Below are 24,932 nucleotides of genomic sequence, written 5' to 3'. Positions count from 1 at the left end.
AAACACTTATTACAATAGAAAAAAACTATGAAAATATACAACAAACATTATTGTCAAGGATTAGAACAAAATAACCGGAAAGCTTTATTTAGTTAACAATTAACAACTTACCCTTATTAACTGTTGCAAATTGGCAATATCCAGTGGTTTTTCGAGATATCCCTTCAAAATAGAATATTTGGTAGCTAGTTCTTTGTCTTTGACATTCAATGAGGATGTCAGGATAAAAATATTCAACTTACTGTAGTTGATACCTTTATTTTTCAAGAGTTCATCTAAGAATTCAAAACCGTTCATTTCGGGCATGTTGATATCTAACAATACAATATTTGACTGTTCATCATTATTGCTTTTAAGGTATTGCAAAGCTTTTTTACCCGAGATAAAATCGGTTACTTCCGCTTCTAAATCATTTTTTTTAATCACTTTTTTGTGCACCAAATTAATAATGGGATCATCATCAATGAGTATGTATTTCATTTCTTAAAAATTATTTATCGGCAGTTTGACATTGACTTCTGTTCCTATTTCTTTTTTTGATTTTAAAGATAATGTACCGCTAAGTTTTTCGGCTATTTCCTTGCAGATATAGAGCCCTAAACCCGAACCTACGCTCGTGCTGCAACCTCTGTAAAACATTTCAAAAACTCTTGGTAAACTGATTTTGTCAATTCCTTGACCATTGTCGCTAATTTTAAACGATATCATCTTATTATTTCTTTTGGACAATGAAAACTTAACAAATGAATGGGTATTGTTCTTTTTGTATTTAACAGAATTTCCTATCAGGTTTTTGAGCAATACACTAATCCTGAATTTATCGGTTATTATGTTGTCATCTCCGTTACTTTCGTAAATCAAATCAATATTCGAATCGCCTGAATATTTAATGTCGTTAAATATTTCAAAAACCATTTCCTTGAGATTGACATCTTCCAATTTAACCGCCAATCTTGAATTTCTGGAATACTCTAAGATATCTTGTATAGAAGAATCCATGCGACTGGCGCTACTTTCAATTAGTTTGATGTATTCTACTAAACTTGGATTTACTTCATCATAATCAATTAATGAAATCAAACCTTTAATTGAAAGCAGTGGTGATCTTAAATCATGCGACACTCTGTACACAAAGTTATCAAGTTCTGAGTTGACCTTTTGAAGCTCAACGTTGTTTTTGAGTAGGTCTTTTTGAATCTTATTTAGTTCGCTAATATCGACGCCTGATAAAATGATGTATTCTAATTTATCATTGTTAAAAAACGGTAAAACGGTATTGAGCAATTCGACTTCCTTGCCGTTTTTAAGAACCATATCTTCATATTTAACCGCTTTTTTGTCTTTAATAGCATTTTGCATATGAAAGATAAGTTTGTTTACTATGGATTGATTATTGGCATCCGCTGTGTAAACATCATAAACCGATTTGAAAAGATAATCTTGCCAAAAAGGATTGCACTCCAACATGGCTTCGTTAAAATAAATCAGCTCACAAGTATTGTTAAAAACAGCAATCTTATTGGGTAGGTGATTTAGTATACTTTCATAAAATTGCTTTAGAGAAGCTACTTTTTCATCGGCTATTTTGGTATCAGTTATATCGATAGAACTACCCACCAATCGAATAACTTCTCCTTTGGCATTTTTTTCACCTATAGTAAGGGTTCTTAAATATCTGACAGATTGATCGTTTTGACGAATGATTCTGTAGTCTTGTACAATACTATCTATTTCACAGTTTAAGACCTTATCCCTGTTATCAATTACTCTCTTTTTGTCTTCGGGATGTAAAGAATTGAGCCAAAATGAATAAAACCCATTTTGAATTAGTGCACGATCGGCTCCGTATTGATTGATTAAAATATCATTCCACGTAGAGTCGTTGAGCTCTTTGTTCCATTCCCAAATTCCAATTTGAGATTTAGCGGAAATCAACTCAAATCGAGAATTCATCCTGAGTATTTCGGCTTTAAATTCTACCTCGTTAGTGATATCTTTAATAACAAAAATGTTGTTGATGTGCCTTTTAAGCTCGTCAAAAACCGGGATAATTTCAATTTGGCTGTAGTATAGTTTGCCTTCTTTGGTATTATTGAGCAAGGTTAACTCAATGTTCTGTTTGTTTTTGAGCGCTTTGGAGATTTTTTTCTTTTCTGAAAACTCTACTATAAAATTATCAAACAAATCCTTGGTTTGCTTACCGTAAACATCTTCAAAAAAGTATCCTGACATTTTTACAAACGATTCGTTTATCCATTCTATGACCCCTTTTTCGTCGGTGATAATAACCCCGTTTTTAGTTTTGGTGGCTATGAGCGATAACTTTTTGAGCTCAATTTCTGAGCTGGATATTTTTACAATTTGGTCTTGTATTTTTTTATTCTGATAAAAATTAGTCAGTATGGAAAGAAACTGTTGGGCAAATAAACTAAAAATAGTTTCGTGCTTATCATTCAATCTTTCATAAAAAGGTGCTTTTTTTACAGAAACCAGCCCTATCAAATACACTGATAAGTTTAAAGTCTTGTCTTCGGCAAAATGAAAAACAGCATCTGAGTAAGCTGATAGATAATCAAATAATGACAATCGCTTGGAAGATATTACAGAAGATTTAGACTTGGCTACTATTTCTGCCAAATTCAATAAATCTGAGGCTATCTTTTGTTGCTCTCCACCATCTTTCAAATGCAAACTTTCGTTAAAAAACAAAGTATTACCGGTATCTTTCTCTACAATCAATATAGCCGAAGCTTCGACTTCCAAAACATCTATAATACCCTCAACAGACATGGTCAAGAAGTCTTCAAGTTTGTTGCTTTTAAGGGCAGAGTTACTGAACTTATTTAAACGTTTGTATAAAACCAGCTCATGGTCTAATTTATCCTTAGCATTAATTAACTGCTGTTCTATATATGAGAAACGAGTAACGCGTAATTGTAATTCTTTGTATTCCCTAAGCAATGAATCAAAATTATTTTTTGTTTTCATCGGGAGTCCTTTTTATCTGTAAATTACATATAATGCCGTAGTATAATTGTGATAGGTGTTTTTTCCGCCTAATCTGGCAAACTCACCAAACCCATACATGCCTAACCAAGGCGGACAAATGCCGTTGTCAAAAAATGGTGTTTGCATTTTATGCACCAACTCTTCTTTTAAAATGCGATCGGTTAAAAACCGCCCTCTGGCCAAGCAATCTGCATGAAAAACAGCAACCGGTTTTTTATGATTATTTCTGTTGTTGATGTTTTGAACAATACGTTCCATTTCTTTAAAAATAACTTCTTCATCTCTTACCGTTAACCATAATTCGGTTCCTATTGGACAGGTAGTTGCATAGTACATATCATCTCCATCATGCTTAGTAACCACTCTTAAAATATGATTGTTACCATATTCTTCAGCCAATTCCTTTGACAATTTTTCTGCCAAGGCGCCTATAGGAATAGTATTTCCGCAATCGGATTTATCATCCAATCCTAATCGATTTAAGTATTCTGTCCAAGCCGGTTTTCCGTTAAGCTCTTTAATGATATGTCCTTCAGACTTAGTAACCACCATAGGTTCACCAATAGCAATAAAACCATGTGTTGCCTGTGTATGAACTGTTAATGAAGGATCACAAAATCCGATAGCATAAGCGCCGTGTTCATAAACCACATCGTTTACAGCTTGATAACTAACATAACCTTTCATATTGTCGGATGAAGTAGCTCCGAAAATGGTTACCTCAGGACCAAACACTTCTTCAAACGCCTTGATGCACAAATCATTGTCGATATCAATTCCGGAACCTAAAAAATAAACCATATTGATTCCTTCTTTTTGCGAAGCTAACGATTGAGCCAGCCCTAAGGCTTTCTCGTAAGAGTTGTGACCATACAATCCATCGGTAGAGGCTAAGGCATATTCTTTCCCTTTGATAGCCATCACGGCAATATCTTTCATAGACTCGCTAACGCCTTCCCTACCTACCACTCCGCAACAAGAAGCAGCCACCACATCGGCATGTGGAACCAATCGCTTTGATTCTTGTATAATTTCAGTAAAATCGTGTCCGATTGAGGCATGAAATATCAGTAAGTCGACAGCGTTGTAATCACCATCGCAGGCCACCTCTAAACATTCGGCAACACCCCTTTTTGTATTTACTATTCTTGTTGAAGCAGAGTAAAATTGCAGCATAATTGAAAAGTTTTAAAATTGTAAGATTTGGATTTAAACTTTGGTCGAATTCAAACGACATCAAACAAATTAGTAAATCTTTTACAAATCAATCGTTCAGATTAGACAAAGAGACTTTATAAACCATTAATCGGTCTTAATTCATAGACGAACGACAAATTGATTTTGCAAACAACCAAGTTTAAACACTTGTTAATCATAAAAAAACATCATTTACAACCTTTTATCTAATACAATATGCTATTAAAAGAAAAAAATAAACCGTTTAACCTAAAATTATAAAACTGAAATCTTACGATTTTAAATTTGAGTAAAAAAATAGTTTTCAAGTTACTAACAGTTATGCCAAAAAATAACATTATCAACCTTTTAGAAGCTGTAAATTCTCCTATCATAGCATTTAGAAAAAAGGAGCTGTTTTTTGCCAACGAAAGTGCCAATGTTGTTTTACAATCTTTTCCAACAAAGTACTTTCATACTTTCTTTGAAGAGTTGGAATTAAGCGAGATTACTTTTCCTTTTGTGACCAAAAAATATTGGAATGACAAAAAAGGAAACATCGTTGAATTAGAGCTCACCATATCCAAATATGAGATTGATGAAACTTATTTCCTGGTGGCTTTTAAACAAAATGCTACGGCTGATCCCCAACATATTTCGCTTGAAAAATCCGATTTAGTTCGAAAAAAGTTAGGTCTGTTTGAAGTCTTCATCAACCAAATCAAAGAAGGTGTTTTTGTTTTCGATTCGGAAGGTAAACTGGTTTACAAAAATGCAGCGGCGGAAAAATTAGTTAAAGTTTCTGATTCCGACCTAAAAAAAACAGCTATATGGGAGATTTTCAGGTATTTTCAAAACAGCATTAATTGGAAAGAAACACTACAAAAAGTTGACAAGAAAAAAGATTTCCGCTTTACAGAAAAAATCAAAGGCAAGTATTTATTGATCGAATTCCAAAAAAGAAATTTCGAAGGAGACGACTATTACTTGCTGATTTGTAACGATATAACAGAAAAATTTAAGGATAAAATTACCATTGAGGAAAAGGATTCTCAAATTGACTTTTTCCAAAAACATTTTCCGGTAGCCATGTTTCAGTTTCACGTACTGAAAAACAAAGTCCATTATTTTCACTATGTCAGTGATTCTTTTTATGAACTTTTCGGGTACAATATTTTAACCCATTACAAGTCCTGGTTAACCCGATTAAACATTCATCCCGAAGACGTTTCCTCATTTCTTGAAACTACACAACAATCTATTTTATATAACGAAAAATTCAAATTTACCGGTAGAATGATACTGAAAGACAACAGTATCAAATGGTTTGAAGCCAATGCTATTCCGGTTTTTCAGAACAATAAAATTGTTTTTAATGGTATCATCTGGGACATATCACAACAAAAAATAGCCGATTTTGAAATCAAAAAACGAAGGGAGTTTAACGACTCTGTACTGTTCAACATCCCGGCTGATATAGCAGTTTTTGATAAAAACCACAATTATCTCTTTATCAATCCCAATGGCATTGCCAATCCTGAACTTCGCAACTGGATGATTGGAAAAAACGATTTTGATTATTGTATCAAAAAAGGGATTGATGACACGATGGCCGTCAGAAGAGAAGAATATTTTCAGGAAGCCAAAAGAACCGGTAAACAAGTTGAATGGGTTGACGAAGTTGTGAAAGAAAACAGAACCTATTATATTCTCAGACGTTTTTATCCTTTTTATGTTGAGGGAGAACTTGCCTATATGATAGGTTATGGAATTGATATATCCGATATCAAAAATTTACAAAGCATACTGTCCAAAACAGAAAAACAAAACAATCTCATCATGCAATCTTCCATGGATGGTATCGTTATCATTGATGAGAATTGTACCATTTCATTTTGGAATACCAAAGCGGAAAAAATATTTGGTTGGACACTCAACGAAGTCATTGGAAAAAACTTACCAAACCTTATTCTCTCTGAGGAAAACGGGTGTTTTGAAATCAATGATTTCTTCAAAAAAATCGAACTTTCCGGTCAAGCTAACACTACTTTGGATTTGATAGCTGTTGATTGTAACAATAAAACTTTCCCTATCGAACTCACCATGATATCGGTTGATGATTTGGATTACAAGTTCAAGTATTTTGTTTTCATACGAGACATCAGTAACCGGAAAGAGAGAGAGCTTCAAATCCAACAGCAAAATGAAATATTAAAACGACAAAACACTGAATTAGAACAGTTTAACTACATAGCTTCACACGATTTACAAGAACCTTTGCTAACCATTATTGGTTATTCTGATTTACTGATGGAAGAATTCAGTAATGACTTGAATGAAGAAGGCAAATTGTTTTTAAACTTCATACACAACTCTGCCAACAGGATGCGCTTTCTGATTTCCGGTTTGTTAGAGTACAATAGAATCAACAAAAACAGTGAAATCCAATCGCTTGATTTGAACAAAACTTTAGCTGACGTTTTAGAAGACTTATCGGTTAACCTTAAAGAATCGGATGCCAAAGTGTACTACAATAAGCTGCCGGTTATCGATTGCTATCCGATTTTCATCAGATTACTATTCCAAAATCTAATCAGCAATGCTTTAAAATTCAGAAAAGAAAATACGGCTGCCCAAGTTTATATCATGGTTGAAGAAAAAGAAGATTGCTGGCAGTTTGGCGTTAAAGACAATGGAATAGGAATAGAAGAAAAATATTTTAATCAAATTTTTCAAATCTTCAGAAGGCTCCACACTGCTGAAGAATACAGCGGTTTTGGTATCGGACTTGCTCATTGCAAAAAAATTGTCGATATACACAACGGAGCAATCTGGATTGAATCGCAAGTGAATGAAGGTGCTGCCTTCTTTTTTACAATTTCAAAAAACCTAAAAAATGACAACTAATACAATCATTCTAATCGATGACGATTTATCGGTAAACTATTTTCATCGAAGATTAGTAACCATATTAAACTTAACCGACGATATACATACCTTTTTTAACGGAAAACAAGCTTTGGAAGGAATAATGACCGTAAATAAAGCCTCAGAACCCGGCAAAAATGTGTTGATTTTTCTCGATTTAAACATGCCTTTGATGAGTGGTTGGGAATTTTTAGAAGAATTTGAAAAGCTCAAACACAAACTCCACATCAATTGCAGTATTCACGTTATCTCGGCTTCCTTAAACCCGATGGACAAGGAAAAAGCGGAACAAAATCCGAATGTGATGAGCTACATCAGCAAACCACTATCGAAGGAAACCTTACTCAATTGTATCTAATAACAATTTTGAAATTATTTGTCAATTCGACATAAAAAAGGCACAATTGCTTGTGCCTCTTAGTATTTAATATTGTTTTAATAAGCCAAAAGCTCTTGTAAAACAGACTCAAAACGCGCTTTAGGCAGGTATTGATCTTCAAGCGACTTCACAAAAGGAATAGCTGTTTCCAAACTTCCCACTCTTCGAACCGGTGCGTCTAAATATTCAAAACAAGCTTCGGTTATCATGGCAGATAAATCACTCGCAACACCACCAAACAAGGTATCCTCTTGAAGAATTATAACTTTTCCGGTCTTTTTAACCGAGGTAAATATTGCTTCCGTATCCAAGGGCTGTAAGGTTCTCAAATCAATCAAATCAGCGCTAATATCTTGATGCCTGTTTAAAGTTTCCAATGCCCAATGCACTCCGGCTCCGAAAGAAATAACGGTAACTTGAGTACCTTCTTTCAATAAAGCGGCTTTGCCGAACGGAATGGTATAATAGTCTACCGGGACATCTTGATAAACAGAACGGTAGAGCTGTTTGTGCTCAAAATACATCACCGGATTCGGATCGTTAATGGCTGTATTCAACAATCCTTTGGCATCATAAGGAAAAGCCGGATACACTACTTTCAATCCCGGTGTTTTGGTAAACCAAGCTTCATTAGTTTGCGAGTGAAAAGGACCGGCTTGGGTACCGCCGCCACAAGGCATGCGGACCACTACATCCGATTTTTCGCCCCAACGATAATGCTGTTTAGCCAACAGATTGACAATCGGATTGAATCCTGTAGATACGAAATCCGCAAACTGCATTTCCACCACGGCTTTATGACCATTGATGGATAAACCGTTAGCTGCCGATACTACAGCGCTTTCACAGATAGGTGTATTGCGGACGCGGTCTTTACCAAATTGCGCTACAAATCCATCGGTGATTTTAAAAGCACCACCGTATTCGGCTATGTCTTGTCCCATAATCACCAAATTCTCGTGACGCTCCATCGATTGTCGTAAGGCTGAAGATATGGCATCTATGACACGGATATTTTCTTTTTCCTCTCCCGGCTCAAAAACTTCAAAATCATAAGGCTCGTAAACGTCGTTAAGCTCTTCTTCCAGATTGGCTTCACACTCCGGTTCGGCCACTGTAATAGCCCAATGTTCATCGATTTCGGCTTTAATATTGGCTTTAAACTCGGCATCCAATGCTTCCGAGAGCACGCCAACGTTCATCAAATAATCGCGATAATTGGCAATCGGGTCTTTAATCGCCCACATATCCATCAATTCTTGCGGTACATATTTCGTTCCGCTGGCTTCTTCATGACCACGCATTCTGAAAGTCTTAAACTCCAACAATACCGGACGAGGATTAGCAATCATTGACGCCTTTAATTCGGCTATTTTAGTGTAAACTTCTAATATATTGTTCCCGTCAATAATATGGCTTTCCATACCATAACCTATACCTTTATCAGCCAGATTTTCGCAACGGTATTGTTCATTTGTTGGAGTCGATAATCCATAACCGTTATTTTCAATCACAAACAAGACCGGTAATTCCCAAACTGCTGCTATGTTCAATGCTTCGTGAAAATCGCCCTCAGAAGTAGCGCCTTCACCGGTAAAAACGGCAGTCACTTTACCGTTTTGCTTTAATTTATTGGCTAAAGCGATACCGTCAGCTACACCCATTTGCGGACCAAGATGCGATATCATACCTATAATTTTGAATTCCTGAGTACCAAAATGAAAACTGCGGTCTCTTCCTTTGGTAAAACCGCTTTTCTTGCCTTGCCATTGCGAGAACAATCGGTGCAACGGAATGTCTCTTCCGGTAAATACCCCCAAATTTCTGTGCATTGGCAAAATGTATTCGTCCCGGTCTAAAGCAGCCGTAATTCCCACGGAAATGGCTTCCTGACCTATACCGGAAAACCATTTAGACACTTTTCCCTGACGGAGGAGAATCAACATTTTTTCTTCTATCAAACGAGGTTTGAGCAATCTTTTATACAAGTCCAACAATTGGATATTGGACAACTCTTTTCTATCGAAATTCATTTCAGTTGACTGTAATTTTTGTGGTCCAAAAGTAAGGATTTAATCTTCATTTTTCGACTTAAAGCCAGAATAAATTCAATCGATATTGTTAATAACTTTGGGATTTTATAAACAAAATTTACTTACATTTGTAGTTATGATTGGGATTTTCTCAGTCTGAGTTATTAACAAAAATTTTTTAGTAGTATGCAACAAATTCCAAGTGTTGACTTACGTGATTTCCTGTCGGACGATCCGACACGTAAACAAAAATTTGTAAATGAAATCGGAAAAGCTTACGAAGACATCGGCTTCGTAGCACTAAAAGGTCATTTTTTAGATGACAAATTGGTAGAAGACTTGTATGCAGAAGTGCGCAATTTCTTCAACCTGCCATTGGAAACCAAAGCCAAATACGAAATTCCCGGAATTGGCGGACAAAGAGGTTATGTTTCTTTCGGAAAAGAACATGCTAAAGGTCGCTCTGCCGGTGACTTAAAAGAATTTTGGCACTTCGGACAGTATGTGAGTGAAGGCTCAAAATACGCCAACGAATATCCAGACAATGTGGAAGTGTCCGAATTACCTCGCTTTAATGAAGTGGGTAAAGAAGCCTACAGAATGTTAGAAAAAACCGGTGTTTATGTTTTGAGAGCTTTGGCTTTATACATTGGTTTGGATGAGTTTTATTTTGATAATTTCATCAAAGACGGTAACAGCATTTTAAGACCAATCCATTACCCGCCTATTACTGATGAGCCTAAAGACGGCGCCGTTCGTGCAGCCGCTCACGGTGACATCAACTTAATTACATTATTGATGGGTGCGCAAGGTAAAGGATTGCAAGTACAAAATCACAACGGCGATTGGATTGACGCTATGGCGCAACCGGATGAGTTGATGATTAATGTAGGCGATATGTTGTCGCGTCATACCAACAACAAATTAAAATCGACGATTCACCAAGTAGTAAACCCGCCAAGAGAATTGTGGGGAACATCGCGCTACTCTATACCTTTCTTTATGCATCCGGTAAGCGATATGCCACTGAACTGCTTAGAAAAATGTATCGATGCAGATCATCCGAAAGCCTTCGACGATATTACAGCCGGAGAATACTTGGACGAACGTTTGGTAGAATTAGGACTCAAAAAGTAAAGGTTAATTCAATACATTTCATTAAAGACATTGAGTTTTCCAACTTGATGTCTTTTTTGGTTTTTTTACTAAGGTGCTGAGGCACTGAGGTAAAAAACCTTAGAGCTTTAGCCACTCAAGACCTTAGCACCTTTAAAGAAAAAAAATGGACTTACAAGAGCAACTCAAAAAACTATTCCCCGATCACGAACCTTCCAATGAACCGGAGGAAACAGTAATCGAGAATCATGAGCTTTTCATTCAGGCAGCGCCCATGATTTGCAAATACGAAAAACGCAAAGGCAAAGCCACAACCATCATCGAAGGCTACGAAGGCAGTGACGAAGATTTTAAAATCTTAGCCAAGGAAATCAAAACCAAACTTAGTGTTGGTGGTACGTTTAAAGACGGTGCCATCATCATACAAGGTGATTACCGCGACAAAATCATGAAAATGCTGCAAGACAAAGGTTTCAAAACCAAACGCGTAGGCGGATAAACTGGTTTCAAGTTTAAAACCCGAAACCCGAAACTCGAAACCCGAAACTCGAAACTCGAAACTAAAAAAATATGATACAATCTTCAGAATTAATATTAAACCCGGATGGCAGTGTTTACCATCTCAACTTAAAACCGGAACATATTGCCCACGACATCATCTTTGTTGGCGATCAAAACCGCGTAGAAAAAATCACACAATTCTTTGACAGCATTGAATTTTCGACCCAAAAACGCGAATTCAAAACCCAAACCGGTTATTACAAAGGCAAAAAAATGACGGTGATGTCTACCGGTATCGGTCCGGACAATATAGACATTGTAATGAACGAGCTTGATGCGTTGGTCAACATTGATTTAGCAACGCGCAAACCGAAAGAAAATCTAACCTCGCTCAATATCATCCGCATCGGAACTTCGGGTTCGTTGCAAGCCGATATTCCGTGTGACAGTTTTGTAATGAGCCGTTTCGGATTGGGCTTAGACAACATGCTTCGCTCCTATTTAATCGACGATATTTCGGAAAAAGCCATGGAAGAAGCCTTTATCAGTCAAACCAATTGGGATTTGCGAAAAGGACGTCCTTACGTAATTGCTTGCTCAGAAACCTTGGAAAAAAAATTGGAGAGCAATCAAATATTCAAAGGATTTACCGGTACGGCCGGAGGATTTTACGGTCCGCAAGGTCGCGTCTTACGCTTGGAAATCCAAGATCCGGAACTCAATACCAAAATGGACAGCTTCGAGTTTGAAGGCATCAAAATGACCAACCTCGAAATGGAAACCGGAGCCATCTATGGTTTGGGCAAACTTTTGGGCCACGAGTGTTTGTCGCTCAACGCCATCATTGCCAACCGCGCCACCGGAAACTTCAGCGAAGATCCGTACAAAGCTGTAGACGCATTAATTGCCTACGCCTTAAATAAATTAGCCGAATAATTTTAGGAGCTTATACCCGCTTTCCGCAGTATCTTTTTTCCCGTTAGTTCCGGTGTCCTAATTCAGGATGTATCGAGACCGGTAAAAAAGGATACTTGCTGCAATCGGGGCTAGGCCATCATCTTACAATGAACTTAATTTTAGAAACCGACCGTCTTATTTTACGTCCGCTCGGATTGTCCGATGCAGAGGCCATGTTTGCTATGGATAAAAATCCGGAAGTGCACAAATACCTTTGGCAAACTCCGGTACAAAAAGTAGAAGAAGTCATCAAAGTGATTCACTACGTTAACGAGCAATACAAAAGAAACAACATCGGTCGATTTGCTACCATTCTTAAAGAAACCGGAGAATTTATTGGCTGGACCGGAATTAAATTCGTAGACGACCACACAGAAAACGGCAACACTAATTTTTACGATTACGGCTATCGCTTGGCAGAACCATTTTGGGGTAAAGGCTTCGCTACTGAGGCGTCATATGCTTGGCTGGATTACGGTTTCAAAACAATGAACATCGACAAGATAAACGCTTACACCCATGCCCAAAACGGAGCTTCTAATCATGTATTGCAAAAAGTAGGCATGAAATTTATGGAAGACTATCCTGATAATGACGGCGTAATTTGGAAATGGTGGCAAATGGAGAATCCTGCTATCGCAAATCGATAGAAAAGCCCTTTAGGCTACAGATAACGCTCCGCTTTACAGTTTAGAAGCTAACAATTAAAATAAATTCTATCTAATAATCTAAGAAGTCTAAAAATCTAACCCTCTAAATGAAAACAGTCAGAATAGCCGGTGTACCGGAACATTTTAATTTACCTTGGCATTTGTGCATCGAAAACGGCGAGTTTGAGGAAGTCGGCATCGATTTGCAATGGACCGATGTGCCCGAAGGTACCGGAAAAATGTGCCAACTGTTGCGCGATAATGAAACCGACATCGCCGTAATTTTAACCGAAGGCATTGTTAAAGACATCGTTGGCGGTAATCCGAGTTCGATTGTTCAGACTTATGTGGATAGTCCGCTTATCTGGGGAATCCACGTTGCAGCTGAATCCCAATACCAAACTTTATCCGATTTAGAAAACACCAAAGTGGCCATTTCACGCTACGGCTCTGGTTCTCACCTGATGGCTTATGTTAACGCACAAAACCAACATTGGAATACCGAAACGTTGCAATTTGAAGTGGTCAACACTATAGACGGCGCAGTAGAAGCTTTAACCCATGGGAAAGCCGATTACTTTATGTGGGAACGTTTTATGACAAAACCTTTAGTAGACAAAGGAATTTTTCGTAAAGTAGCCGATTGTCCAACGCCATGGCCTTGTTTTGTTATAGCGGTACGCAATGAATTCTTGGAAAGTAATCGCCAAACCATTGCTTTATTGCTGGAAATCATCAACAACACTACTATAGAATTCAAAGAAATTCCAAGTATCGACAGAACATTAGCGACTAAATACAACCAAAAGTTAGAAGACATTCAAACTTGGCTATCACTCACCAAATGGGCACAAAAATCTTTAGAAGAAAAAGTGTTAAACAAAATTCAAAATCAATTATTTGACCTCAAAATTATCGAGAAAAAAGGTACTTTTGCTGAAATCGTAAAAGCCGTTTAGCTTTTGCCATGGCAAGATGATAAAACCCGAAAATCTTACTTATCAGCAACTTAAAGAAAAGTTCAGGATAAAAAGTCCTTGGGACATGATTATCATTTTTGTCTTGAACATCCTGATTACCATTCCGATTTTTATCATTGCCCACCAAAACTTAGTGGTTTTAGATTGGGCCAACCACTTGGACAGAATTTTGCTTTTCATTGTTATCTTAGTCGTTATTCAACTCTTGTTGAGAGCTTTACGAAGAGTAACACTCATTTCTGTCATACTCTATTTTATCTTGTTGCTTTTCGGAACATTATCGGGGAAATACGGCTTTAAAAGTGTGTTTGAAGATTATCGTTCCATGGTTTATACTATGAGTGAAGACCCATATCCGCAAGACATCATCATTTCCAAATTGTTACCGTTTCCCAACAAATCGAAAATTTTGGACGCCATAGAATATCAAAATCCGAGAATTCGCAATTTTGCCATCATGGCTACCAGCAAACACTTCAGAGACGTAAAAGGTTACTATGAAATTCACACTATAATACAATCGTTTGCCGTTTTTAAGGAAATCAATTCGCGTTGGAACTACGTAAGCGATCCCAAAGGAAGAGATTACATCGCTAAGGCCACGGAATCGTTACAATACCTTTCCGGCGACTGCGATGATCATTCGGTTTTCATGGCGGCTTGTATCAAATCGATTGGCGGCACTACCCGATTGATCCATACCAAAGGACATATCTACCCCGAGCTTTACATTGGAACCCAAAAAGATTTAGAGCAGATTAATTATGCCATTAAAAAAGTATTGTTCCCCGCAGAAAGTAAAAATCAAACCCTAAATTACCACATAGACGAAAGAGGTGATGTTTGGTTGAACCTTGATTATACCGCCAAATATCCGGGTGGACCTTTTATGAATGAGGAAATTTTAGGGGCTTTAACCTTGGAATAAATCTTTTGAAATTTATCATACACAACCACTTTATTTAGTATATTCGTTTTTGTTAAACAAACCCAACATGAAAAAAGTCTTACTGCTGTTACTTTTACTGTCTACAGCCACGCAAGCGCAAGAAAAAAGCACTATCGATTCCAAAAAAAATGAATTCAGAGTAGATGTGTTGTCTGCTTTGGTTTGGCAAAAAGCCAGTTTCAGTTATGAGCGCTTTTTTGGTGGTGCTTTCTCCACCGGATTTAATTTGAACTTCTCGGACAGCAATAAATTAAACGATGATTTTGAACGTGGCTACCGCAATAATGTTCCGAAATTTGAATTCAATCCGTATGTGAGATACCAATTATCTAAAGGCAAAACGAGCTTTTATTTTGCAGAAGTATTTGCTTCCTACAATGGCGGCGATTACAAAGAAATCGTTCGTTTAATTGACGAAAACATCAATGGTTATTACACCACTAAAAAATCAACTTACACCGATTTTGGTTTGGGTGGCGGTTTAGGCTATAAAATGTACCTCAAAGAAGCATTTGTCATCGAATTCTTGGCCGGTTTCGGTTCTAATTTAACCAATCGTGATAAAAGTCCGGATGTGATTTCAAGAGTGGGTTTTAACTTAGGTTATCGATTTTAAAAATTAAGTCATGAAAAAAATACACTATATAGCACTACTTTTTGTTGGATTGTTGTTTTCCAACTGCGACACCAATGATGATGATTTCTACAAGACCATTTATGTAGAAGGCGGGAACAATATTGTTAGAATTGAAACCCAATCCTCATACAATGTTGGCGATTATTTGTACGTGAAAGCCAATTTGGCGCGTTATATTCCTGAGCCTGGACAAACAGAAACGGCTCTTTTAGACATTTACAAAACTACCGGGAATGCCTCACAATTTGTATTCTCTTATGTAATCGAGAGAAAAATCAATGCAACCGATTGGGAAGTGGTTACCGTAAATGACAGCCAATTGGATGTTGTTGCAGGATCAGCCCAAAATGGCGCTTATGTTTACGGCATTTGCAATTACAACGCTACCGATGAATACTATCGCTATAATGTTGGTTTCCCGTTGTTAACTGCCGGGAATTATCGTCTTACATTTGGCTACAACAGTTCTTCCACTAACAGTGTAGAGATGGTTTCCTTGAGTGCTCCGAAAGACTTAATTGTAAATATCAATGCGGCTGTTTCTAATTTAGATAACAACGGATATTATTATTTCACCGTAAACTAAATTACCAACGAATAGGCTCTTTTCCCAGACTTTCTAAATATTGATTGGTTTTACTGAAATGCTGATTGCCGAACCACAATCCACGATTAGCACTAAGTGGTGAAGGATGTCCGGTTTCTAAGATATGATGTTTGCTGCGATTGATTTTGGCACCTTTCTTTTTGGCGAATCCACCCCAAAGAAGGAAAACCACATTTTCTTTAGCATCGGATATTTTCTGAATAACCGCATCAGTAAACGTTTCCCAACCCTGATTTTGATGGCTTCCGGCTTCGCTTTCGCGCACTGTTAATGTTGCATTGAGCAACAAAACCCCTTGGTCGGCCCATCGCCCTAAATTACCACTGATAGGAAACGGGATTTGCAAATCGGACTCAATTTCTTTAAAAATATTTTGAAGCGAAGGCGGAAAAGCAATGCCGTCATTCACCGAAAAACACAAGCCGTTAGCTTGACCCAAACCGTGATAAGGATCTTGCCCAATAATAACCACTTTTACTTTGTTAAACGGACAATGATTAAAAGCTGCAAAGATTTGACTGCCCTTAGGAAAGCATCTTTTAGTGGCATATTCTGCTTTTACAAAAGAGACCAAACGGTCGAAATATGGTTTGTCAAATTCGGCTGAAAGTTGTTCCTGCCAAGTCGGCTCCATTTTGATTAACATCTCATAAAATTTTACCAAAAATACTATTTTCTGTTGCAATATGGATTTTATCCTTTGTAACTTTGAAGCATAGACCATGACAGCATGATATCGATTACAGACAAAACATTACAAGATTTAGAATTCAATACGGTTTTACAGACCATTTCCGATCGATGCAACACTGAAATCGGGAAGGAAAAAGCACTCAACATCGTTCCTTTTAAAAATAAAGAAACTTTGATGAATGAGCTTGTACAAACTTCTGAATACTTATCTTCTTTTACTAATAACAACGCTATTCCCAACCACGGTTTTGAAAACATTACCCAAGATTTAAAATTCTTAGCCATTGAAGACAGCTTTTTAGAAGTGGGCAGTTTTCGTAAAATCGCCACTTTGTCCGATACGGTAAATGTAATGTTGTTGTTTTTGAAGAAGTTCCACGATTACTATCCGAAATTAAACGAGAAAGCAGCCCAAATTGAATACACCAAATACATCACACAAAAAATTGATGAAGTAGTCGACAAATATGGGGAAATCAAAGACAATGCTTCGCCCGATTTGATTAACATCCGCCGCGATATGAATGTGGTTCGCGGGAAAGTCAACCAAAGTTTCGGTCAGGCATTAAGCCAATACAACAGCTTAGGCTATTTGGATGAGATTAAAGAAAGTATCGTTGAAAACCGACGTGTTTTAGCGGTTTTAGCCATGTACCGAAGAAAAGTGAAAGGTTCCATTTTAGGCAGCTCCAAAACCGGAAGCATTGCTTATATCGAACCCGAAGCTACACTGCGCTACTCGAGAGAATTGAACAATTTAGAATACGAAGAAAGAGAAGAAATCACCCGAATTTTAAAGAAACTTTCGAATGAAATCCGCCCTTATGTTGATTTACTAAAGCAATACCAAGACTTTCTGAGTGATATCGACGTAGTGGCTGCAAAAGCCAAATACGCTCGTAAAATCAATGCGCTATTGCCCAATATTACAGAGGAAAAGCGTTTGTTTTTCCGGGAAGCCTATCATCCTATATTATTTTTAAATAATATGGAGAAAAAGGAAAAAACCTTTCCGCAAACCATTGAATTGAAAAACGACAGCCGGATAATAGTAATTTCCGGTCCGAATGCCGGTGGTAAAACCATTTCGTTAAAAACAGTCGGCTTGCTGCAATTGATGTTACAATGCGGAATTCTGATTCCGGTACACGAACGAAGTGAAACCTTTTTATTCGACAGAATACTTACAGATATAGGAGACAATCAATCGATAGAAAACCATTTGAGTACTTACAGTTACCGATTGAAGAACATGAATTACTTTTTGAAAAAATGCAACGCCAAAACCTTGTTCTTGATCGATGAATTCGGAACCGGTTCCGATCCTGAATTGGGTGGTGCTTTGGCCGAGACATTTTTGGAGGAATTCTACCATCGAGAAGCTTTCGGAATCATTACCACGCATTATTCCAACTTAAAAATTTTGGCCAACGAATTGCCTTACGCATCCAATGCCAATATGCTTTTCGATGAAAAGTCTTTGGAACCGTTATATAAACTGATTTTGGGGCAGGCCGGAAGTTCTTTTACTTTTGAAGTGGCTCAAAAAAACGGTATCCCCTATGGTTTAATTAATCGAGCCAAGAAAAAAATTGAAGGCGGAAAAGTGCGTTTTGACAAAACTATTGCCACACTGCAAAAAGAGCGTTCCAAACTCGAAAAAACATCGCTAACCTTAAAAGAAGAAGAAAGCAAAGCCCGTGAAGAAAGCAAGAAAATGGAAACCATTAATGCTAAGATTCAGGAAAAATTAGAGCGCTATCAAGAATTGTATGATGCCAACCAACGACTGATATACATTGGTCAGAAAATCGATGATTTATCTGAGAAATACTTTAACAACAAAGACAAGAAAGTCTTGATAGGAGAATTTTTGAAGTTGGTGGAAATTGAAAACTCCAAGCGTAAAAAAGCTACTGCGAAGGAGAAAAAGGAAAAGGAAATCATCCAGAAAAAGGTAGTAGAAGAAGTTAAAGTTAAGGTAGAAGAAATTCGAAAGGAGAAAAAAGAAAAGAAAATTAAAGCCCAAAAGCTCGAATCCGAAAAGCCTAAAGTAGTTTTAAAAATTGGCGATCGTGTTAGAATGGTTGACGGAAAATCGATTGGAACGATTGATAAAATTGAAAAAAATAAGGCTGTGGTAAATTATGGCATCTTTACTTCTAAAGTAAGTTTAGAAGCGTTAGAATTTGTTCAAGCTACTTAATTATGGAGATTGCTGATTTGCCCCGAGACAAAAAAATCATACTATTTGATGGTGTATGTAACCTTTGTAATGCTTCGGTTCAATTTGTTATCAAACACGACACTAAAGACCTCTTTCGATTTATTCCTTTGCAATCAGACTTGGGTCAAAAAATACTGAATCATATTGGTATCAATCGTCAAAAGACAGATAGCATCGTCCTTTACGAACCCGGGAAAGCCTATTATTACAAAGCGGAAGCCGCATTGAAAATTGTAAGTGAATTTGGCGGCATGTACAAACTACTGAACATCTTTAGTCTATTTCCAAAGTTTATTTGTGATGCTATTTACGATTATATAGCAAAAAACCGTTATCGATGGTATGGGAAACAAGACGTTTGTATGATGCCAAATCCTGAATTGGCTACAAAATTTTTGGCATGATAATTATCATACTGTATTAGAATCTATCAACGTAATTTTGATAAACTCTAATCGATAAATCATGACATCACAAAACATTTCTCTGTATTCGTGGGATAACGGTGCATTTATTATGATAGGCGTATTTGCGCTGGTTATTATAGCTTTGGTAGGCGCTGTATTCTTAATGATGAACAGTAAGAACAAAAAAAACGACTAAGTTTCCTTAGTCGTTTTTTTATGATTGAAGTGGATAATTATTGTTTGATAAATTTCTTAGTCACTTTTCCTCCGTTAGATTCAATGTTAACAAAGTAAACCCCTGAATTCAAATCGGCAACATTTACTTGGTTAATAACTCCACCTTCAAGGTTTTTAACTGTTCTACCGTTAACATCAACTACTGATAATTTTGTGATTTCAGCTGAATTAGAAGAAGAAATATTTAAAACATCACTAGTTGGGTTAGGGTAAACACTAAATGAATCTACAAAGAAATCATTGGTTGATAAATTAGTACCCATCACGATAGAATCGAAAAACAAGAAAGTTTGAGATGTTCCTGCAGCTGAATTATTGTGTATTCCAAAATAATAAATACCTGCTGCTGGTGCAGTGTAAGTTGCTGAATGTGTTGTATAAGCAGCATCATTGCTATTTGTAAAAGTCTGAACTAAAGTTGTTTGACCTGCTGCACTTTGAGAGTCACCAACTGTCAAATCAAAATTCATTGGAGAAGCTGGCAATGTTGTAGAAGTTGTGAATAATCTTGTTTTGAAAGAAACAGTTACAACTTCACCTGCTTGTAAACTAACACCCCTAAAATAAGCTCTTAAATTAGAAACTGCTGTAGTACTATTAGCAGTGTAAACCGAAGTTCCAGCTCCACCGTCTGCATAATTTGGTGGATTAGAAGTACCGTCAGTAGTAATCAATGTAAAGTTGATAAAACCATCTGTATAGTTTTCAGCTGGATTTTCAAAATCATTTGAATAAGGTAGAGTCACCGGTAAATAACCGTAAAAAGGACCTGACCAATTACTTTGTGATGTACCACAATTCGCTCTACAGAAATATCTAAAGTTCGAAGAAGCAGGCATTGAAGCAATATTAACAGTAGAATAAGCTAATGTCCCTGAAGGAGCATTAACAAGAGTTCCTGTACCGGCAGCAGCGGCTAAATTTGTACTCCAATCAACTTGATAGTTTGCAGGAATGGTTGCTGTTTGATCCCAATATAAATCAGTAGATGTTGTTGAAGCATATTCTGGCAAGTAGAAAACTGTTGGTCTTGTACAAGTAACAGGAGTAAAAGTAAAAGTAAAATCTAGCGGTAAAGAAGACCATCTACTATCCCACTCAATTAAATAAACAGTACCAGAAGTAACAGGTATGTTTAATAGTTCCGATTTGTAATTAGTATCACTAATATCATCATTCCCAGCAACACAAGTTAAAGTACCAGTACACAAACCCGTTGCAATACTAACTCTCGTATCGTTACTTTTGGCAACTCCATCATTAGCTGCTAAGTTGGAAGAAATTGATATTTCACCATTACTAGGTGCTGTAAATGAATACCAATAGCCTTTTATACCAGTGGCAGAGTTAAAACATGCAACCTTGTATGTACCATTTATGGTACCGGTTGTATACGTACCACTAGTGGTAAGTGCAGTAGCAGTTGCACATGTTGCTTGAGCACTTGCATTCAAAGCACCAGCAACTGTAAAAATTAAAAGTAAAAGTTTTTTCATATAAGTAGTTTTTTAATCGTAACAAATTTAGTAAAGTATTTGATATATAGAACACTTTTAACTTTCTTTTTCCCATTTACCTACAACAGAAGTCGCAATAGCATTCCCTAAAACATTGGTGGCACTTCGGAACATATCGCAAAAATGGTCAATCGGAAGTATCAAAGCAATACCAACTTCGGGTATTTTAAACATCCCACAAGTAGCCGCAACCACCACTAAACTGGCTCTCGGAACACCGGCAATTCCTTTACTGGTAAGCATTAACACCAACAACATAGTCATTTGTGTTCCGGTATCTAAAGGTACTCCGTAAGCTTGAGCGATGAATATGCTGGCAAAAGTCATGTACATCATACTTCCGTCAAGATTGAAAGAGTAACCCAACGGCAACATGAACGAAACTATTTTGTCTTTAACACCAAATCGCTCTAATTCTTCTGTTAATTTCGGAAAAACAGCTTCACTACTGGTTGTACCGAATGCAATTACTAACGGACTCATTATTCGCTTCAACAAAGTGGTCATGTGACCTTGCAAAAATAAGTATCCTACGAACAACAGTACTATCCATAGCGTCCCGATTCCAACCAAAAAAGAGCCAAAAAAATAGATATATGTAGTAATCAATTCCCAAAAATCTATCATCGCCAACACACTCGCAATAGCACCAAAAACACCAAACGGTGCAAACTTCATTACGTAGTTGACCATTTTTAAAATAATGTGTGATGTTTTGTCTAAAGCATTTATGACAGGTTTAGCATGTGATCCGATAGAAGCAGCAGCCAATCCGAAGAAAATAGAGAAAATTACTATTTGCAAAATTTCATTTGTAGCCATTGCTTCGACTACACTTTTCGGGATGATATGTTCTACAAAGTTTTGCGCGGAAAAACCTTCTGTTTTTTGAACGATTTCGGTAGCTTTATCAGCATCTAAATCAGGCAATTGTATTTTTTTTCCGGGTTCTAAAACATTCACCCAAAACATACCTATCAACAAAGAAATAAAGGAAGCTGTAAAAAACCAACCCAAAGCTCTTCCGCCTATTCGTCCCACCGATTTAATATCGCCTAATTTGGCTATCCCTACCACCAAAGTAGTAAAAACCAATGGCGCTATGATCATTTGAACCAATCTGATAAAGATGGTGGCCAACAACTTGATATTTTTGCTGAAAGATTCACGGAAAGTTTCGTCGAAATTCTTAAAAACAAAAACGCCTAAAACAGCACCAAGGACTACTGCTATTAAGATTTGAAAAGTAAGATTAGAAAGTAATGATTTTTTTGACGTTTCAACTGTTTCCATTTATTTTTGATAGGTTTTGTTTAGTAAATAAAAGTCGGCCAACACCAAGGCTGCCATCGCTTCCACAATGGGAACGGCTCTCGGCACTACACAAGGATCGTGACGTCCTTTGCCTTGTTGTTCCACTATAGTATTTTGATTGGTTAAAACTGCTTGTTTTTGCATCAAAGTCGCTACCGGTTTGAAGGCAACTCTGAAATAAATATCCATACCATTAGAAATTCCACCTTGAATACCACCGGAGAGGTTGGTTTTAGTCGTCCCATCTTCGTTAAATAAATCGTTGTGCTCACTGCCTTTCATACGAGCGCCGCAAAATCCGCTACCATACTCGAATCCTTTTACGGCATTGATGGAAAGCATGGCTTTGCCTAACTCAGCATGCAATTTATCAAAAACCGGCTCACCCAATCCAATAGGTACGTTTTGAATTACACAGGTTATCGTGCCGCCGATGGTATCTCCTGCTTTGCGAATTTCTTTGATGTACTCTTCCATTTTAGCTGCAGTAGCAGTATCCGGACAACGAACCGGATTGCTTTCTGTTAAAGAGAAATCTAAATCTTGGTAGGGTTTATCGATAAAAATGTCACCCACAGAAGAAACAAAAGCGTTAATTTTTACAGAAGACAGGATTTGCTTGGCAATGGCTCCGCCCACTACTCTACTGGCTGTTTCTCTGGCCGAACTTCTTCCGCCGCCACGATAATCGCGAATGCCGTATTTTTTTTCATACACATAATCGGCATGACTCGGACGGTAATTGTCTTTAATATGACTGTAATCATCAGATTTTTGATTGGTATTCGGAATGATAAATCCGATGGGCGTTCCTGTGGTTATACCTTCAAAAATCCCGGATAAAAACTGCACTTCATCTGCTTCTTTACGTTGGGTTACTATAGCAGATTGCCCCGGTTTTCTGCGTTGCATTTCGGCTTGAATGGCTTCAAAATCAAGCGCTAATCCGGGTGGACAACCTTCAATAATACCGCCTAAAGCTTCTCCATGAGATTCTCCGAAAGTGGTTATTTTAAAAAGGGTTCCGTAACTGTTGCCGGCCATATCAAATCGATTTTAAACAAATATAGGGCAAAGTTTAAAAGTGCAAAAGTTTATTATTCAAAAGTTAATCCTATGGTAAAGTTAGCCTAACACCTTAATCCTTAATTTGTGAAACCTTAATAAAGAAACATTTTGAAAAAAAGAAAACCGGACGTAGTGGTAATTTCCGATGTTCACCTTGGTACTTTTGGCGCTCATGCTCATGAACTTAGCTATTATTTATCTTCAATTAAACCTAAAATTTTGGTGTTAAACGGCGACATCATCGACATTTGGCAGTTCAGGAAGTCGTATTTCCCTAAATCACATTTAAAAGTTATTCAAAAGATTCTAAACTTAGCTTCCAAAGGCACTAAAGTCTACTATATCACTGGTAATCACGATGAATTCCTACGCAAATTCAGTGATACTTCGATTGGTAACTTTAAAGTTTTAGACAAACTTGTATTAGAACTCGACCATAAAAAAGCTTGGATATTCCACGGAGATGTTTTCGATGCTTCTGTACAACACTCCAAATGGGTGGCCAAATTAGGCGGAATTGGTTACGACTATCTTATTTTAATCAACCGATTTATCAATTGGTGTTTGAAAAAAATGGGGAAAGAACCTTATTCATTCTCCAAAAAAATAAAAGCAGGAGTCAAAAAAGCGGTGAAACACATCTCCGATTTTGAAACTACAGCTACCGATTTGGCTATTGAGAAAAATTATGATTATGTTATTTGCGGTCACATTCACGAACCAAAAATAATCCGAAAAGAAAACAAAAACGGCTCAACAACCTATCTCAATTCGGGTGATTGGGTAGAAAATTTGACGGCGTTGGAATACCAAAATAAGCGCTGGAAATTATACCGTTATGAAGACCACACCGAACTTGAAACAGAAGAAGAAGACTTGTTTGAAATGGAAAGCTATATTGAACAACAACTTATCGCTTCGATAATTTCTTCTAAGACACCTTAACAATTTTAACAAAAATATAAGAGTGTGCTTGGCAATAAGGCGAGTATTTCTTCGTTTTATGAGTATATTTGTATTAACAAAAAAACACATTATGAAGAAAATCATTTTATCTGCTTTTATGCTAATGGGATTAGCATTCAGCGCACAAGCTCAGGACATTTCAAAAAATGCTTTAGGTTTACGTTTGGGCGACAACGATGGTTTTGGTGGTGAGATTTCATACCAAAGAGGGTTATCAAAAGAAAATCGTTTAGAGTTAGACCTTGGCTGGAGAAACAGTGAAAACATCGATGCTTTCAAATTGGTTGGTTTGTACCAATGGGTTTGGAACATTGACGGCGGTTTCAATTGGTATGCCGGAGTTGGTGGTGGTGTCGGAAGTTGGAGTTATGACGGACCGGGTAGTGCAGATCCTGACGGAGGAACATTTTTGTTAGCAGCAGGTGACATCGGAATTGAATACAATTTTGACATTCCGTTGCAATTGGCCTTGGATTTCAGACCGGAATTGTACTTTGGTGACAACCGTAAAGATTTTGACAATTACGACAGCTTCGGACCGGATATTGCTTTGAGCATTCGTTACCGTTGGTAATTCAATT

Annotated in this window: 23 protein-coding genes; 15 read left to right on the top strand and 8 right to left on the bottom strand. The window is 37.1% G+C overall.

Annotation, left to right across the window (positions count from 1 at the left end; translation table 11 throughout):
* Nucleotides 1–99: 99 nt before the first annotated feature.
* The 3 genes from ACJG85_RS07710 to ACJG85_RS07700 are packed head-to-tail and all read right to left on the bottom strand — an operon-like array spanning nucleotide 100 to nucleotide 4,185.
* Nucleotides 100–480 (bottom strand): response regulator, encoded by a 381-nt coding sequence (locus ACJG85_RS07710; RefSeq protein ID WP_409677313.1) that lies wholly within the window; start codon nucleotides 478–480, stop codon nucleotides 100–102.
* 3 nt (nucleotides 481–483) lie between these two features.
* Nucleotides 484–2,988: an ATP-binding protein gene (locus ACJG85_RS07705; RefSeq protein ID WP_412476069.1), complete on the bottom strand. Its 2,505-nt coding sequence runs from the start codon at nucleotides 2,986–2,988 to the stop codon at nucleotides 484–486.
* Between the two features lie 12 nt (nucleotides 2,989–3,000).
* Nucleotides 3,001–4,185 carry an FIST signal transduction protein gene (locus ACJG85_RS07700; RefSeq protein WP_412476068.1) on the bottom strand — a complete coding sequence of 395 codons (1,185 nt, stop codon included), beginning with the start codon at nucleotides 4,183–4,185 and terminating at the stop codon, nucleotides 3,001–3,003.
* A gap of 342 nt (nucleotides 4,186–4,527) precedes the next feature.
* On the opposite strand from ACJG85_RS07700, the gene ACJG85_RS07695 reads away from it, so the two are divergent.
* Both ACJG85_RS07695 and ACJG85_RS07690 read left to right on the top strand, forming a co-directional pair.
* Nucleotides 4,528–7,092, top strand: a complete 2,565-nt coding sequence (locus ACJG85_RS07695) for a PAS domain S-box protein (protein ID WP_412476067.1) — start codon at nucleotides 4,528–4,530, stop codon at nucleotides 7,090–7,092.
* Nucleotides 7,082–7,471: a response regulator gene (locus ACJG85_RS07690; RefSeq protein ID WP_412476066.1), complete on the top strand. Its 390-nt coding sequence runs from the start codon at nucleotides 7,082–7,084 to the stop codon at nucleotides 7,469–7,471. The genes ACJG85_RS07695 and ACJG85_RS07690 overlap by 11 nt, the downstream gene beginning before the upstream one ends.
* Before the next feature lie 77 nt (nucleotides 7,472–7,548).
* Here the strand turns inward: ACJG85_RS07690 and ACJG85_RS07685 are convergent, their stop codons facing one another.
* A complete protein-coding gene (locus ACJG85_RS07685; protein ID WP_412476065.1) occupies nucleotides 7,549–9,525 on the bottom strand; it encodes an alpha-ketoacid dehydrogenase subunit alpha/beta in 1,977 nt (658 codons plus the stop codon).
* Nucleotides 9,526–9,711: 186 nt separating this feature from the next.
* Between ACJG85_RS07685 and ACJG85_RS07680 the strand changes: the two genes are divergently transcribed.
* The 8 genes from ACJG85_RS07680 (at nucleotide 9,712) to ACJG85_RS07645 (ending at nucleotide 15,901) form a co-directional block, all read left to right on the top strand.
* Nucleotides 9,712–10,662: an isopenicillin N synthase family dioxygenase gene (locus ACJG85_RS07680; protein WP_409677325.1), complete on the top strand. Its 951-nt coding sequence runs from the start codon at nucleotides 9,712–9,714 to the stop codon at nucleotides 10,660–10,662.
* 145 nt (nucleotides 10,663–10,807) lie between these two features.
* On the top strand, nucleotides 10,808–11,140 hold the full coding sequence (locus tag ACJG85_RS07675; RefSeq protein WP_412476064.1) for a translation initiation factor: 333 nt from the start codon (nucleotides 10,808–10,810) through the stop codon (nucleotides 11,138–11,140).
* Nucleotides 11,141–11,211: 71 nt separating this feature from the next.
* Nucleotides 11,212–12,078: a nucleoside phosphorylase gene (locus ACJG85_RS07670; protein ID WP_412476063.1), complete on the top strand. Its 867-nt coding sequence runs from the start codon at nucleotides 11,212–11,214 to the stop codon at nucleotides 12,076–12,078.
* A gap of 128 nt (nucleotides 12,079–12,206) precedes the next feature.
* On the top strand, nucleotides 12,207–12,749 hold the full coding sequence (locus ACJG85_RS07665) for a GNAT family N-acetyltransferase (protein ID WP_412476062.1): 543 nt from the start codon (nucleotides 12,207–12,209) through the stop codon (nucleotides 12,747–12,749).
* Between the two features lie 107 nt (nucleotides 12,750–12,856).
* Complete coding sequence (locus ACJG85_RS07660) at nucleotides 12,857–13,708, top strand: substrate-binding domain-containing protein (RefSeq protein WP_412463750.1); 852 nt, start codon at nucleotides 12,857–12,859, stop codon at nucleotides 13,706–13,708.
* A 16-nt stretch (nucleotides 13,709–13,724) separates the two neighbouring features.
* The gene (locus tag ACJG85_RS07655; protein WP_412476061.1) at nucleotides 13,725–14,657 is read left to right on the top strand and encodes a transglutaminase; all 933 of its coding nucleotides are present in this window, start codon (nucleotides 13,725–13,727) and stop codon (nucleotides 14,655–14,657) included.
* Between the two features lie 67 nt (nucleotides 14,658–14,724).
* A complete protein-coding gene (locus ACJG85_RS07650; protein WP_409677337.1) occupies nucleotides 14,725–15,294 on the top strand; it encodes a hypothetical protein in 570 nt (189 codons plus the stop codon).
* Between the two features lie 10 nt (nucleotides 15,295–15,304).
* The gene (locus ACJG85_RS07645) at nucleotides 15,305–15,901 is read left to right on the top strand and encodes a hypothetical protein (protein ID WP_412476060.1); all 597 of its coding nucleotides are present in this window, start codon (nucleotides 15,305–15,307) and stop codon (nucleotides 15,899–15,901) included.
* Between the two features lies 1 nt (nucleotide 15,902).
* On the opposite strand, the gene ACJG85_RS07640 is transcribed toward ACJG85_RS07645, so the two are convergent.
* Nucleotides 15,903–16,568 carry a uracil-DNA glycosylase gene (locus ACJG85_RS07640; RefSeq protein WP_412476059.1) on the bottom strand — a complete coding sequence of 222 codons (666 nt, stop codon included), beginning with the start codon at nucleotides 16,566–16,568 and terminating at the stop codon, nucleotides 15,903–15,905.
* A gap of 84 nt (nucleotides 16,569–16,652) precedes the next feature.
* Here ACJG85_RS07640 and ACJG85_RS07635 point away from each other — a divergent pair, with 84 nt between their 5' ends.
* The 3 genes from ACJG85_RS07635 (at nucleotide 16,653) to ACJG85_RS07625 (ending at nucleotide 19,445) form a co-directional block, all read left to right on the top strand.
* The gene (locus tag ACJG85_RS07635; protein WP_412476058.1) at nucleotides 16,653–18,821 is read left to right on the top strand and encodes an endonuclease MutS2; all 2,169 of its coding nucleotides are present in this window, start codon (nucleotides 16,653–16,655) and stop codon (nucleotides 18,819–18,821) included.
* An 8-nt stretch (nucleotides 18,822–18,829) separates the two neighbouring features.
* Nucleotides 18,830–19,246, top strand: a complete 417-nt coding sequence (locus tag ACJG85_RS07630) for a thiol-disulfide oxidoreductase DCC family protein (RefSeq protein WP_412465175.1) — start codon at nucleotides 18,830–18,832, stop codon at nucleotides 19,244–19,246.
* A gap of 61 nt (nucleotides 19,247–19,307) precedes the next feature.
* A complete protein-coding gene (locus ACJG85_RS07625) occupies nucleotides 19,308–19,445 on the top strand; it encodes a hypothetical protein (protein WP_409677345.1) in 138 nt (45 codons plus the stop codon).
* Nucleotides 19,446–19,482: 37 nt separating this feature from the next.
* Here ACJG85_RS07625 and ACJG85_RS07620 read toward each other — a convergent pair whose 3' ends face one another.
* From ACJG85_RS07620 to aroC, 3 genes are read right to left on the bottom strand one after another with little or no spacing between them, the layout of a single operon-like run.
* Nucleotides 19,483–20,982 (bottom strand): T9SS type A sorting domain-containing protein, encoded by a 1,500-nt coding sequence (locus tag ACJG85_RS07620; RefSeq protein ID WP_412476057.1) that lies wholly within the window; start codon nucleotides 20,980–20,982, stop codon nucleotides 19,483–19,485.
* 57 nt (nucleotides 20,983–21,039) lie between these two features.
* Nucleotides 21,040–22,296, bottom strand: a complete 1,257-nt coding sequence (locus ACJG85_RS07615; RefSeq protein WP_412476056.1) for a dicarboxylate/amino acid:cation symporter — start codon at nucleotides 22,294–22,296, stop codon at nucleotides 21,040–21,042.
* Entirely contained in the window at nucleotides 22,297–23,361 is a 1,065-nt protein-coding gene (gene aroC / locus ACJG85_RS07610; RefSeq protein ID WP_412463745.1) for a chorismate synthase, read from the bottom strand. It lies immediately after the preceding gene.
* Between the two features lie 132 nt (nucleotides 23,362–23,493).
* Between aroC and ACJG85_RS07605 the strand changes: the two genes are divergently transcribed.
* The gene (locus tag ACJG85_RS07605; RefSeq protein WP_409677353.1) at nucleotides 23,494–24,330 is read left to right on the top strand and encodes a UDP-2,3-diacylglucosamine diphosphatase; all 837 of its coding nucleotides are present in this window, start codon (nucleotides 23,494–23,496) and stop codon (nucleotides 24,328–24,330) included.
* Nucleotides 24,331–24,421: 91 nt separating this feature from the next.
* The gene (locus tag ACJG85_RS07600; RefSeq protein WP_409677354.1) at nucleotides 24,422–24,925 is read left to right on the top strand and encodes a hypothetical protein; all 504 of its coding nucleotides are present in this window, start codon (nucleotides 24,422–24,424) and stop codon (nucleotides 24,923–24,925) included.
* The last annotated feature ends 7 nt before the right edge of the window (nucleotides 24,926–24,932 follow it).

The sequence above is a fragment of the Flavobacterium mekongense genome (genome assembly GCF_047038255.1).
Classification (GTDB): Bacteria; Bacteroidota; Bacteroidia; order Flavobacteriales; family Flavobacteriaceae; genus Flavobacterium; species Flavobacterium mekongense.
This window is presented reverse-complemented; position numbering and strand designations above follow the sequence as displayed.

Excerpts from the sequence above, each read along its gene's own strand:
- ACJG85_RS07700 (WP_412476068.1), bottom strand. The coding sequence starts at position 4,185 with ATGCTGCAATTTTACTCTGCTTCAACAAGAATAGTAAATACAAAAAGG.
- ACJG85_RS07645 (WP_412476060.1), top strand. The coding sequence starts at position 15,305 with ATGAAAAAAATACACTATATAGCACTACTTTTTGTTGGATTGTTGTTT.
- ACJG85_RS07665 (WP_412476062.1), top strand. The coding sequence starts at position 12,207 with ATGAACTTAATTTTAGAAACCGACCGTCTTATTTTACGTCCGCTCGGA.
- ACJG85_RS07675 (WP_412476064.1), top strand. The coding sequence starts at position 10,808 with ATGGACTTACAAGAGCAACTCAAAAAACTATTCCCCGATCACGAACCT.
- ACJG85_RS07685 (WP_412476065.1), bottom strand. The coding sequence starts at position 9,525 with ATGAATTTCGATAGAAAAGAGTTGTCCAATATCCAATTGTTGGACTTG.
- ACJG85_RS07695 (WP_412476067.1), top strand. The coding sequence starts at position 4,528 with ATGCCAAAAAATAACATTATCAACCTTTTAGAAGCTGTAAATTCTCCT.
- ACJG85_RS07680 (WP_409677325.1), top strand. The coding sequence starts at position 9,712 with ATGCAACAAATTCCAAGTGTTGACTTACGTGATTTCCTGTCGGACGAT.
- ACJG85_RS07615 (WP_412476056.1), bottom strand. The coding sequence starts at position 22,296 with ATGGAAACAGTTGAAACGTCAAAAAAATCATTACTTTCTAATCTTACT.
- ACJG85_RS07650 (WP_409677337.1), top strand. The coding sequence starts at position 14,725 with ATGAAAAAAGTCTTACTGCTGTTACTTTTACTGTCTACAGCCACGCAA.
- ACJG85_RS07655 (WP_412476061.1), top strand. The coding sequence starts at position 13,725 with ATGATAAAACCCGAAAATCTTACTTATCAGCAACTTAAAGAAAAGTTC.
- ACJG85_RS07635 (WP_412476058.1), top strand. The coding sequence starts at position 16,653 with ATGATATCGATTACAGACAAAACATTACAAGATTTAGAATTCAATACG.
- ACJG85_RS07660 (WP_412463750.1), top strand. The coding sequence starts at position 12,857 with ATGAAAACAGTCAGAATAGCCGGTGTACCGGAACATTTTAATTTACCT.
- aroC (WP_412463745.1), bottom strand. The coding sequence starts at position 23,361 with ATGGCCGGCAACAGTTACGGAACCCTTTTTAAAATAACCACTTTCGGA.
- ACJG85_RS07640 (WP_412476059.1), bottom strand. The coding sequence starts at position 16,568 with ATGTTAATCAAAATGGAGCCGACTTGGCAGGAACAACTTTCAGCCGAA.
- ACJG85_RS07670 (WP_412476063.1), top strand. The coding sequence starts at position 11,212 with ATGATACAATCTTCAGAATTAATATTAAACCCGGATGGCAGTGTTTAC.
- ACJG85_RS07710 (WP_409677313.1), bottom strand. The coding sequence starts at position 480 with ATGAAATACATACTCATTGATGATGATCCCATTATTAATTTGGTGCAC.
- ACJG85_RS07690 (WP_412476066.1), top strand. The coding sequence starts at position 7,082 with ATGACAACTAATACAATCATTCTAATCGATGACGATTTATCGGTAAAC.
- ACJG85_RS07620 (WP_412476057.1), bottom strand. The coding sequence starts at position 20,982 with ATGAAAAAACTTTTACTTTTAATTTTTACAGTTGCTGGTGCTTTGAAT.
- ACJG85_RS07600 (WP_409677354.1), top strand. The coding sequence starts at position 24,422 with ATGAAGAAAATCATTTTATCTGCTTTTATGCTAATGGGATTAGCATTC.
- ACJG85_RS07625 (WP_409677345.1), top strand. The coding sequence starts at position 19,308 with ATGACATCACAAAACATTTCTCTGTATTCGTGGGATAACGGTGCATTT.
- ACJG85_RS07705 (WP_412476069.1), bottom strand. The coding sequence starts at position 2,988 with ATGAAAACAAAAAATAATTTTGATTCATTGCTTAGGGAATACAAAGAA.